Genomic DNA, 11070 nt, shown 5'->3' with positions numbered 1-11070 from the left:
ACTTATTCTCAGTGAGCAAGATGAATTTCATTTTTACGGTGACAACAGATAAAAATTGCGAGTCTGTTTCCGAAAATAGGGTTGATCTTTATTGGCGGCAGGGTTACTGTATATCCATACAGTAACTCACAGGGCTGGATTGATTATGTACACTTCAGGCTATGCAAATCGTTCTTCGTTGTTCTCTTCCACTGCGGGCAGCATTGCGCGCGTCTCTTCAGAGAACACCACCGCCGGGCTTATTAGCGAAGTGGTCTATCGCGAGGACCAGCCCATGATGACGCAATTACTGCTTTTACCGCTGCTGCAACAATTAGGTCAGCAATCACGCTGGCAGCTCTGGCTGACGCCGCAACAAAAGCTGAGCCGGGAATGGGTTCAATCTGCGGGGCTGCCTTTAACAAAAGTGATGCAGATTAGCCAACTTTCTCCATGCCATACGCTGGAGTCGATGATTCGCGCATTGCGGACGGGCAACTACAGCGTCGTTATCGGCTGGCTGGCGGATGAGCTTAGCGAAGAAGAACACACCCGGCTTGCGCAAGCGGCAGATGAGGGAAATGCGATGGGATTTATCATGCGTCCTGTGAGCGCACACGCTCATGCCACGAGACACCATTCCGGGCTAAAAATTCACTCAAATTTATATCATTGAGTGAAATTAGGATTTATCCTGGAATTTTTTTTCTGCTCTTTCATCTGCTCTGAAGCTTAATACTTTTTGTGTGTGAATGCTTGTCAGAAGCGGTTTCCGCGATTTTCGCTGAGCGATTTCTCAGCAGGAAATGTTAAATATTATGTATACAAGCCTTTTTTTTTCATATGCCTGACGGAGTTCACACTTGTAAGTTTTCAACTACGTTGTAGACTTTACATCGCCAGGGGTGCTCGGCATAAGCCGCAGATATCGGTAGAGTAACTATTGAGCTGATCCCCCGGTGAAGGATTTAACCGTGTTATCTCGTTGGAGATATTCATGGCGTATTTTGGATGATAACGAGGCGCAAAAAATGAAAAAGACAGCTATCGCGATTGCAGTGGCACTGGCTGGTTTCGCTACCGTAGCGCAGGCCGCTCCGAAAGATAACACCTGGTACACTGGTGCCAAACTGGGCTGGTCTCAGTTCCATGATGTTGGCAACAACCAGATCGACAACAACGGCCCGACCCATGAAAGCCAACTGGGTGCCGGTGCGTTCGGTGGTTATCAGGTAAACCCGTACGTTGGTTTTGAAATGGGTTACGACTGGTTAGGTCGTATGCCATACAAAGGCAACACTCAAAACGGTGCATTCAAAGCTCAGGGCGTTCAGCTGACTGCTAAACTGGGTTATCCGATCACTGACGATCTGGATGTCTACACCCGTCTGGGTGGTATGGTTTGGCGCGCAGACGCTCAGAACAACACTGGCTTCAAAGATCACGATACCGGTGTTTCCCCAGTATTCGCTGGTGGCGTAGAGTACGCTGTAACGCGTGACATCGCTACCCGTCTGGAATACCAGTGGACTAACAACATCGGCGACGCAAACACCGTTGGCGGTCGTCCAGATAACGGCCTGCTGAGCGTTGGTGTTTCCTACCGTTTCGGCCAGCAGGAAGAAGCAGCTCCGGTTGCTCCAGCTCCGGCACCGGCTCCAGAAGTACAGACCAAGCACTTCACTCTGAAGTCTGACGTTCTGTTCAACTTCAACAAAGCAACGCTGAAACCAGAAGGCCAGCAGGCTCTGGATCAGATGTACAGCCAGCTGAGCAACCTGGACCCGAAAGACGGTTCCGTCGTGGTTCTGGGCTTCACTGACCGTATCGGTTCCGACGCTTACAACCAGGGTCTGTCCGAAAAACGTGCTCAGTCTGTTGTTGATTACCTGATCTCCAAAGGTATCCCGGCTGACAAAATCTCCGCACGCGGTATGGGCGAATCCAACCCGGTTACTGGCAACACCTGTGACAACGTGAAAGCTCGCGCTGCACTGATCGACTGCCTGGCCCCGGATCGTCGCGTTGAGATCGAAGTTAAAGGCGTTAAAGACGTTGTAACTCAGCCGCAGGCTTAAGTTCCCGTCTAATAAAAAACCCCGCACTGCGGGGTTTTTTTCGTCTGAAACCAGAAGAAAGAAGAAACAAACCGCTACTCTTTCCCCAGTAATGCCTGCAAATCCTGCTTCAGGGTCGACATCTTGCTGGCGTATTTCTCTTTATGTTCCGCATCTTCAATCAACTGCACAATCGTTTCTGAAAGCGTTTTGCCACGTCGCTGCGCGAGTCCCGCCAGACGCTGCCAGACAATAAACTCCAGATCGATAGACTTCTTGCGCGTATGTTGATGCTCGGCATTAAAGTGTCGTTTACGCCGTGCTCGTATGGTCTGCTTCATACGGTTTAACAGCGCAGGATTCATATGCTCTTCAATCCAGGCATTTACCCGAACCGGTTCATTTTCGAGGGTTAGCAACAAATCAACGGCTTCTTTGGCAGCACTGGCTTCCACGTACCGGGTAATCAACTCCCCTTCGCGGTGCTTCTTCACCAGATACTTCCATTTCCAGCCGCTTTCAAGGTTTTCAAGTTGTTGATATTTCATTGCGCTCTCAACGTTACCGTGTAACTCCTATCAGAATATCAGTTTTTTGGGCATCTGAAGAAAAGAATATCCAGCCTGTGAACTCTCACGCGTCATCCCGCACGTTTACATTCGCTTTCCGCGTGTGCAGCGTTGCCTGTTACGGTATAATCGCGTTTTTTACAACAGACTAAAAAACCTCAACTTTGACCATTACGAAACTTGCATGGCGTGATCTGGTTCCTGATACCGACAGTTATCAGGAAATATTTGCACAGCCACACTTTACTGACGAAAGCGCCACCCTACTCAGCGATATTCAACCGCGACTGCAATTTGCGCTGGAACAACTTCTCCAGCCCTGGGCGTCGTCCTCTTTTATGCTGGCGAAAGCGCCGGAAGAGCCCGAGTATCTCACTCTCCTTTCTGATGCGGCCAGAACGTTGCAAGCCGATGCCGGTCAGCTGACCGGGGGCCATTACGAAATTTCGGGCCATACCATCCGTTATCGCGCAGCAGAAAAAGCAGAAGACAATTTTGCCACGTCGGCGCAGGTTGTCAGCGCTGACTGGGTTGAAGCCGAACAGCTGTTTGGCTGTCTGCGCCAGTTTAACGGCGAAATTACGCTGCAACCGGGTCTGGTGCATCAGGCTAACGGCGGCGTTCTGGTGATCTCCTTACGCACCCTTCTGGCGCAGCCGTTGCTGTGGATGCGTCTGAAGGCGATTGTCAGCCATAACCGATTCGACTGGGTCGCGTTTGACGAGTCGCGTCCGTTGCCGGTCTCTGTGCCGTCTATGCCGCTCAAGCTGAAAGTCGTGTTGGTCGGCGAACGCGAATCGTTAGCCGACTTCCAGGAAATGGAGCCGGAACTGGCTGAACAGGCGATTTACAGCGAATTTGAAGATAATCTGCAAATAGTGGATGCCGAAACCATGACCCAGTGGTGTCAGTGGGTTCAGCACACGCTTAAACGCAATAATCTGCCAGCGCCAACGCCTGATGCCTGGCAAGTGCTGGTACGCGAAGCCGTTCGCTACACGGGAGAACAGGACACGCTTCCACTGTGTCCGCTATGGATCTCCCGCCAGTTCAGAGAAGCTGCGCCGTTGTGCCAGGACGGGACATGCAGCGCCGAACAGCTCGCCCTGATGCTTGCCCAACGCGAATGGCGTGAAGGCTATCTTGCGGAGCGCATGCAGGACGAAATCCTGCAAGAGCAGATCCTGATTGAAACGGAAGGCGAGCGCATTGGTCAGATTAACGCCCTTTCCGTCATTGAATTTCCCGGCCATCCGCGCGCGTTTGGCGAGCCTTCACGTATCAGCTGCGTCGTTCATATTGGCGACGGTGAATTCACGGACATCGAGCGAAAAGCCGAGCTTGGCGGTAACATTCATGCCAAGGGGATGATGATCATGCAGGCTTTCCTGATGTCGGAACTACAGCTTGAACAGCAAATCCCGTTCTCCGCCTCGCTGACCTTTGAACAGTCCTATAGTGAAGTGGATGGCGACAGCGCCTCAATGGCAGAACTGTGTGCATTGATCAGCGCTCTGTCCAATGTGCCGGTAAATCAAAATATCGCGATTACCGGTTCCGTCGATCAATTTGGACGCGCCCAGCCTGTTGGCGGCCTGAACGAAAAAATTGAAGGCTTTTTCACAATTTGTCAGCAGCGTGAACTGACGGGTAAACAAGGCGTTATTATTCCGGCAGCTAACGTAAGACACCTCAGCCTCCAGCCTGCGCTGTTGCAGGCCGTGGAAGAAGAGAAATTCAGCATCTGGGCAGTAGACGACGTAACAGACGCACTGCCGCTTCTGCTTAATCTGGTGTGGGATGGCGAAGGTCAGACAACATTGATGCAGACCATCCAGGAACGTATTGCCCAGGCTACACAACAGGAAGGACGTCATCGTTTTCCCTGGCCGCTACGTTGGCTAAACTGGTTTATACCGAACTGATCGGACTTGTTCAGCGTACACGTGTTAGCTATCCTGCGTGCTTCAATAAAATAAGGCTTACAGAGAACATGGTAGATAAACGCGAATCCTATACAAAAGAAGACCTTCTTGCCTCTGGTCGCGGTGAACTGTTTGGCGCTAAAGGCCCACAACTGCCGGCACCAAACATGCTGATGATGGACCGTGTCATCAAAATGACAGAGACTGGCGGTAACTTCGACAAAGGTTATGTTGAAGCTGAGCTGGATATCAATCCAGATCTCTGGTTCTTCGGATGCCACTTTATCGGCGATCCGGTTATGCCGGGCTGCCTGGGTCTGGACGCAATGTGGCAGTTGGTTGGATTCTATCTCGGCTGGCTGGGCGGCGAAGGTAAAGGCCGTGCGCTGGGCGTAGGTGAAGTGAAATTTACCGGTCAGGTTCTGCCAAGCGCGAAGAAAGTGACCTACCGTATTCACTTCAAACGTATCGTTAACCGTCGTCTGATCATGGGTCTGGCGGATGGCGAAGTTCTGGTTGATGGCCGTCTGATCTACACCGCCAACGACCTGAAAGTAGGTCTGTTCCAGGACACGTCAGCGTTCTGATCGCGGACATCTCCAGGTCTGATAAGCGTTGCCATAAGCGCGGCGTTATTGCCGGATGGCAGCATAACCACGTTATCTGACCTGCCTGTAAAAAGGCGAAACCTCCGCACTGCGGAGGTTTCTTTTTTCTAAAGAGACAGAATCAGGCCATTACTACCCTGTCCGCCATGGCTTCTCGCCAACCTCCCAGCCAGTGCGACCTCTGATTCAGCGTCTGATAGGGACACATTTCTTTTGAGCGTCCGGCAATGCCGGCCTGATATCCACGTTGATGTGCCCGTTCCAGGCGATCTCGTTTTTGTCTCTTCATGCCTCGTTTCCCTCATCTTCATGTCTGGTGGAAAAGAAAACAGTGATTACGAAATGTGCAATCACAGTAAACGAATACCGCGAAAAAGTTGTCCCGTCAATGCGCAAAATTCACGCCATTGTCATATTTGTGAGCTACTCAATAAATCATTTGTACAAAAATTGTGAGCCAGAACAGCTATTTTCACCGGGCAGAAAAACAAAAAAACCGCCCCCGGCGACGTGCCGAAAGCGGTTAAATTTACAATATTTTTAACTTATGGTATTTGCTTCAGCGCCTGAGCGATAGCGGCGGCTTCCTGATTCCAGGCGGCTGCCAGCACCTTGACCATTTCGTCATACCCGTCCTGCTGCTGCGCGGTTTCGATGTGGAATGGGCGCTTAATCAACTGCCCCTGATGGTTCAGTAGCCACTCCCCGCTTACGATAACTTTGCCATCATAACGGCCATGAAATCCCGTCACCGTCACGTTAAGCGTGTCCTGCACGCTGCCCAGCGGCTGTGAGGCAACCACCCAGCCCGGAAGCTGAGCGCTCAGATTCGCCACCAGCGTATTGCGCAACTGCTGGTCCAGCGGGCTGGCCCAAAGATTGTTACTCGCAATCACGTACTGCACATCACTGGTTTGATACACCACGCCGTTGCCCGCCAGGTAGTCCGGCACCGAAACCTGTTCCACCCACAATAAGCGGTTTCCCTGGCTTGCCGTACTCTGTACGCCCCCTTGCGCGACGGGTAGCTGGTAGTAGCTCTTGTTTTCTCCGCTACTACTACATGACGTTAACCAGAACGCCATCATCACCACTAGCCACTTTTTCATTGTTTCGCCCTCTTCGGCTCTGGATCTTTCTTGTCCTTCGCTTCAAATACCAGCGCGTTGCTCTTTTCGTTCAGCGTTTTCAATACCGGTTGCAGTTCGCGGAGAACCTGATCAAGACGCTGCATATCCGCCACCATCTTGTTATACGCCGCGGAGCCAGGCTGGAAGCCCTGCATGCTGCGGTTCAGTTCGCGCAAGGTGTTCTGCATATCCGCCGGGAGCTGCTGCATCGACTGGCTGGAGGTAATCTTGTTCATATTATCCAGCGTGGTTTGCAGATGCTTCATCGTCCGCTGGCTTTCCGACAGCGTATTGGTCGCCTGTTGAATCATCGGGTTCAGCGGCAGGTTATTAATTTTATCCAGCGCTTCCATCAGACGCTGCTGGATTTGCGCCAGACCGCCGCTTACCGTCGGGATGATCTGATAACCGTTGAACTCATGAATGCCCGTAATTGGCGGCTCTTTCGGATAGAAGTCCAGATCAACATACAACGCGCCAGTCACCAGATTGCCCGTTTTCAGTGAACCGCGCAGGCCACGTTTGAGCAGTTCGGCCAGATGCGCGCCGACATCCGTCTCTTCACCCAATTGTGCTTTCAGGCGTTCCGGCTCAATGCGTACCAGCACCGGAATACGGTAATCAGTGTTAAATACCTGACGCATATTCGGCGCAAAGAAAGGCACTTTGCTGACCGTCCCCAGACGAATCCCGCGGAACTCCAGCGGTGCGCCCGGTTGCAGGCCGCGAATCGAATCTTTGAAGAACATCAGATAGTCGATGTGGTCGGTATACAGCGAATCCTGAATGCTTCGCTGATCGTCATACAGGCTGAAAGCGGTTTTTTCCGCAACCGGCTGCCCCAGTTCAAGCCCTTCCGGCACGTCAAAGCTCACGCCACCGCCAAACAGCGTGCTGAGCGATCCCATTTCAACCCGCATACCGGCAGAAGTCAGATCCACCGCGATACCGCTGTCCTTCCAGAAACGGACGTTGCTGGTCACCAGGCGATCGTTTGGCGCATTAATGAAGAGTTGATAGCTGATGGAGCGTTTTTGCGGATCGAAGGTGCTGGTTTCAACCGAGCCAACGCGGTAGCCGCGGAAAAGCACCGGATCGCCCGGACTGAGCTGCCCGGCTTTTTTGCTGTCAAGAATAACGCGGATACCTTTCGCATCTGGCGGCGCCAGAGGTGGGGAATCCAGCAACTGGTAATCCTCCAGCCTGTTACCTTTCGTCCCCGGCTGCAACTCAATATAAGCCCCGGACAGCAACGTGCCTAAGCCGCTGATCCCTTCACGCCCGACCTGCGGTTTCACCACCCAAAAGACCGAATCTTTGTGCAGCAGTTTTTCCATGCCGGAATGCAGTCTGGCTTTGATCTCTACATGCGTAAGATCGTCGGTCAGCGTCGCGCTTTCCACCACCCCCACATCCACGCTACGGCTCTTGATGGTGGTCTTACCGCCTTCAATACCTTCGGCATTCGTGGTGATCAAGGTGACTTCAGGCCCCTGATGGCTGTAGTGATAAAACAGCACCCATGCCCCAATCAGCGCAGTGACGATAGGGAATATCCACACGGGAGACCAGTTTTTTACCTTCTGCACTTTGGCTTCCCCATTTTTAGATTCCATACTGTCAGGACTCCTCATGGCCTGGTTCAGGTTCACGATCCCACGACAGACGCGGATCAAAGGTCATCGCAGAAAACATTGTCATAATGACGACTAAAGCAAACATCAATGCACCCATCGCTGGATAAATATTCATTAACCCCCCCATGCGCACCAGCGCAGAGAGTACGGCAATTACAAACACATCAATCATTGACCAACGACCAACAAATTCCACCACCTCATAAATCAGGTGCATTCTTTCACTGTCACGTGTGCCATGCCCTTTCGCATCCCAGCACAGCCAGGCAATCGCAATCATTTTTAGCGTTGGCACCATAATACTGGCAATAAAAATAACCGCCGCCACCGGATAAGACCCTTCACTCCAGAGCAAAACGACCCCGGCGAGGATCGTAGAAGGCATCTTCGATCCCAATAAATCGGTGATCATGATCGGCATGATATTCGCAGGCAGATAAAGCATGATCGACGTAAATAACAGGGCCAGCGTCCATTGCAGGCTGTTTTTGCGTCGCACATGACCCTTTGCATGACAGCGCGGACACACTAATTCATTCTCCGGGAGAATGGCCGTACAGCAGGAACAGGAACGCAATCCCTGGCGAATGCCAGTAACGCCAGGTTTCAGCGGCTGCGCCAGCACAGGCATCGGCGTAATATCGTCCCATAACCAACGGCGATCGACGCACTGAAACGCGCGCAATTGCAGGATGCAGAAGAAGCACCACGGAATAAAACTGCTTCCAACCCCGATATCCCCGTAAGCCATCAGCTTAACAAAACTGACCAGCACGCCTGCGAGGAAGATCTCCGCCATTCCCCAGGTTTTTAGCTGGAACAGCACGCGCGCCAGAACCTTTTTCACACGTAGCGGCAATTCGACGCGATTCACAAGCAATAATATCGTTACCAGACAAAAAGCCGGAACCAGCTGGACAAACAGCAAAAAGAAGGTGCCAAGGCTGGCGTAATTTTCCGAAAACATGACGCCGGGGATTTCAAGCAGCGTAACTTCGCTCCTCACACCCGCGACGTTCATATTTACGAAAGGGAAAAGATTGGAAAGCAGCAGCATAAACAACGCCACTAACGAATAGGCGGTAGGACGCTGCCTTGGCGCGTCCCACTCGGTCGTCAGCGTTGTGCCACATCTTGGACATGCCGCTTTCTGCCCATGCTCAAGGTGGGGCAACGCCACCAGCATGTCACATTGCGAGCATAAAATGTGCTTCGCAGCATGATGATGTTCGCACATATGCGCTCCTTTAATTATGCGCCATTCTTCAAGGCTTCAAGATACTCCCAGCGCTCAAAGGCTTGTTCAAGTTCCTGCTCTGCGTGACTCAAATCGGCCAGAACTTTTTGCGTATGATCATGCGGTTGGCTGAAAAAGGCGGCATCCGCCACCTGCGCCTGCAACGCTTCCAGTTTGGCCTCCAGCTCTTCCAGTAATTGGGGGAGCTGTTCCAGTTCGCGTTGCAGTTTATAGCTTAGTTTGTTACTGCCGCGCTTTACAATTTCTGCTTTCGGGGCAACCACTTCCTCAGTTTTCTTGACGACGGGTTGTTTAAACGCCAGATGCTGTTCCTGCTGACCACGCGCATCATGATATCCGCCGACATAGCGACCAATCTTACCGCCGCCTTCGAAGATCCAGCACTCGGTCACGGTGTTATCCACAAACTGACGGTCATGGCTCACCAGCAGGACAGTTCCCTGATAGCCGTCAATCAACTCTTCCAGCAGTTCCAGCGTTTCAACGTCCAGATCGTTGGTCGGTTCATCGAGAATCAGCAAATTGCTGGGTTTCAGGAACAAACGAGCCAGTAAGAGACGGTTACGTTCTCCGCCAGACAGGGCGCGAACCGGCGTCATGGCGCGCTTAGGATGGAACAGGAAGTCCTGAAGATAGCCCAGCACATGACGCGGCTTACCGTTAACCAGCACCTCTTGCTTACCTTCAGCAAGGTTATCCATCACGGTTTTATCGGGATCCAGTTCCGCGCGATGCTGATCGAAATAAGCCACTTCCAGCTTCGTGCCGACATGAATACGTCCGCTGTCTGCCTGAAGCTGGCCCAGCATCAGTTTCAGCAACGTGGTTTTCCCGCAGCCGTTAGGGCCAATTAAAGCAATCTTGTCGGCACGCTGCACCTGCGCGGAGAAATCGTTTACCAGCTGCTTGCCGTCAACCTGATAGCTGACGTTTTCCATCTCGAAAACAATCTTGCCGGAGCGGGCCGCTTCTTCGACCTGCATCTTCGCCGTCCCCATCACTTCACGGCGTTCGCTGCGCTCGCGGCGCATCGCTTTCAGGGCGCGTACGCGACCTTCATTGCGGGTACGGCGCGCTTTAATACCCTGGCGGATCCAGACTTCTTCCTGCGCCAGTTTGCGATCAAACTCGGCATTCTGTAACTCTTCCACGCGCAGGGCTTCTTCTTTCTCCAGCAGATACTGATCGTAATCTCCCGGATAAGAAACCAGTTTGCCGCGATCGAGATCGACGATGCGGGTAGCCATATTGCGGATAAACGAACGGTCGTGGGAAATGAAAATAATCGTCCCGTTGAAAGATTTCAGGAACGTTTCCAGCCAGTCGATCGTTTCAATATCCAGGTGGTTGGTCGGCTCATCCAGCAACAATACGCGAGGGTTGCTGACCAACGCCCTGCCCAGCGCCGCTTTACGCAGCCAGCCGCCGGAAAGCGAAGAGAGCGCCGCGTTAGGATCGAGCCCAAGCTGCGCCAGCACTTCATTAATACGGTTTTCCAGTTGCCACAGGTTGTGGTGGTCGAGCTGTTCCTGCACTCGCGCCATCTCATTGAGATTTTTATCGCTGGGGTCGGTCATCACCAGACGGGAAATATCGTGGTAACGTTTCAGGTATTCAGCCTGCTCCTCGATCCCTTCCGCAACAAAATCATAAACGCTGCCTTCGACATTACGCGGCGGATCCTGTTGCAGACGCGCGACGATCAGATCCTGCTCGTAAATGATGCGTCCGTCATCCAGTCCCTGTTCGCGGTTGAGGATCTTCATCAGCGTTGACTTCCCGGCGCCATTACGGCCCACCAGGCACACGCGTTCGTTATCCTCGATATGCAGCTCTGCGTTATCGAGAAGCGGCGCGTCGCTAAACGACAGCCATGCGCCATGCATACTGATTAATGACATTTACTT

10 protein-coding genes are annotated in these 11070 nt (G+C 52.3%); 4 read left to right on the top strand and 6 right to left on the bottom strand.

What is annotated here, in order from left to right; translation table 11 throughout:
* Positions 1–145: 145 nt before the first annotated feature.
* Positions 146–655, top strand: coding sequence for an SOS-induced cell division inhibitor SulA (sulA, locus tag OGV82_RS17565; RefSeq protein ID WP_012132966.1), 510 nt, complete (start codon positions 146–148; stop codon positions 653–655).
* Positions 656–1010: 355 nt separating this feature from the next.
* Positions 1011–2057 carry a porin OmpA gene (gene ompA, locus OGV82_RS17560; RefSeq protein WP_047463714.1) on the top strand — a complete coding sequence of 349 codons (1047 nt, stop codon included), beginning with the start codon at positions 1011–1013 and terminating at the stop codon, positions 2055–2057.
* Between the two features lie 74 nt (positions 2058–2131).
* On the opposite strand, the gene matP is transcribed toward ompA, so the two are convergent.
* Positions 2132–2584, bottom strand: a complete 453-nt coding sequence (matP, locus tag OGV82_RS17555) for a macrodomain Ter protein MatP (protein WP_012132968.1) — start codon at positions 2582–2584, stop codon at positions 2132–2134.
* Between the two features lie 185 nt (positions 2585–2769).
* Between matP and OGV82_RS17550 the strand changes: the two genes are divergently transcribed.
* Together OGV82_RS17550 and fabA are read left to right on the top strand one after the other, a co-directional pair.
* Positions 2770–4530: an AAA family ATPase gene (locus OGV82_RS17550; RefSeq protein WP_101744357.1), complete on the top strand. Its 1761-nt coding sequence runs from the start codon at positions 2770–2772 to the stop codon at positions 4528–4530.
* Between the two features lie 68 nt (positions 4531–4598).
* On the top strand, positions 4599–5117 hold the full coding sequence (gene fabA / locus OGV82_RS17545; RefSeq protein WP_012132970.1) for a bifunctional 3-hydroxydecanoyl-ACP dehydratase/trans-2-decenoyl-ACP isomerase: 519 nt from the start codon (positions 4599–4601) through the stop codon (positions 5115–5117).
* A gap of 142 nt (positions 5118–5259) precedes the next feature.
* On the opposite strand, the gene rmf is transcribed toward fabA, so the two are convergent.
* From rmf to OGV82_RS17520, 5 genes are all read right to left on the bottom strand, one after another.
* On the bottom strand, positions 5260–5427 hold the full coding sequence (gene rmf / locus OGV82_RS17540) for a ribosome modulation factor (protein WP_012905338.1): 168 nt from the start codon (positions 5425–5427) through the stop codon (positions 5260–5262).
* Positions 5428–5683: 256 nt separating this feature from the next.
* On the bottom strand, positions 5684–6247 hold the full coding sequence (gene pqiC, locus OGV82_RS17535) for a membrane integrity-associated transporter subunit PqiC (protein WP_012132972.1): 564 nt from the start codon (positions 6245–6247) through the stop codon (positions 5684–5686).
* Positions 6244–7884, bottom strand: coding sequence for an intermembrane transport protein PqiB (pqiB, locus tag OGV82_RS17530; RefSeq protein WP_047457720.1), 1641 nt, complete (start codon positions 7882–7884; stop codon positions 6244–6246). The genes pqiC and pqiB overlap by 4 nt, the downstream gene beginning before the upstream one ends.
* A gap of 4 nt (positions 7885–7888) precedes the next feature.
* Complete coding sequence (pqiA, locus tag OGV82_RS17525) at positions 7889–9142, bottom strand: membrane integrity-associated transporter subunit PqiA (protein WP_047457723.1); 1254 nt, start codon at positions 9140–9142, stop codon at positions 7889–7891.
* A gap of 14 nt (positions 9143–9156) precedes the next feature.
* A complete protein-coding gene (locus OGV82_RS17520; protein WP_024130472.1) occupies positions 9157–11064 on the bottom strand; it encodes an ABC transporter ATP-binding protein in 1908 nt (635 codons plus the stop codon).
* Between the last annotated feature and the right edge of the window lie 6 nt (positions 11065–11070).

The organism is Citrobacter sp. CK191 (genome assembly GCF_030333435.1).
GTDB classification, from domain to species: Bacteria; Pseudomonadota; Gammaproteobacteria; order Enterobacterales; family Enterobacteriaceae; genus Citrobacter_B; species Citrobacter_B koseri.
The sequence above is the reverse complement of the archived record's forward strand: the minus strand, read 5'-3'. Positions and strand labels throughout refer to the sequence as shown.

Coding starts and splice junctions, on each gene's coding strand:
- sulA (WP_012132966.1), top strand. CDS start 146: ATGTACACTTCAGGCTATGCAAATCGTTCTTCGTTGTTCTCTTCCACT.
- ompA (WP_047463714.1), top strand. CDS start 1,011: ATGAAAAAGACAGCTATCGCGATTGCAGTGGCACTGGCTGGTTTCGCT.
- matP (WP_012132968.1), bottom strand. CDS start 2,584: ATGAAATATCAACAACTTGAAAACCTTGAAAGCGGCTGGAAATGGAAG.
- fabA (WP_012132970.1), top strand. CDS start 4,599: ATGGTAGATAAACGCGAATCCTATACAAAAGAAGACCTTCTTGCCTCT.
- rmf (WP_012905338.1), bottom strand. CDS start 5,427: ATGAAGAGACAAAAACGAGATCGCCTGGAACGGGCACATCAACGTGGA.
- pqiC (WP_012132972.1), bottom strand. CDS start 6,247: ATGAAAAAGTGGCTAGTGGTGATGATGGCGTTCTGGTTAACGTCATGT.
- pqiB (WP_047457720.1), bottom strand. CDS start 7,884: ATGGAATCTAAAAATGGGGAAGCCAAAGTGCAGAAGGTAAAAAACTGG.
- pqiA (WP_047457723.1), bottom strand. CDS start 9,142: ATGTGCGAACATCATCATGCTGCGAAGCACATTTTATGCTCGCAATGT.
- OGV82_RS17520 (WP_024130472.1), bottom strand. CDS start 11,064: ATGTCATTAATCAGTATGCATGGCGCATGGCTGTCGTTTAGCGACGCG.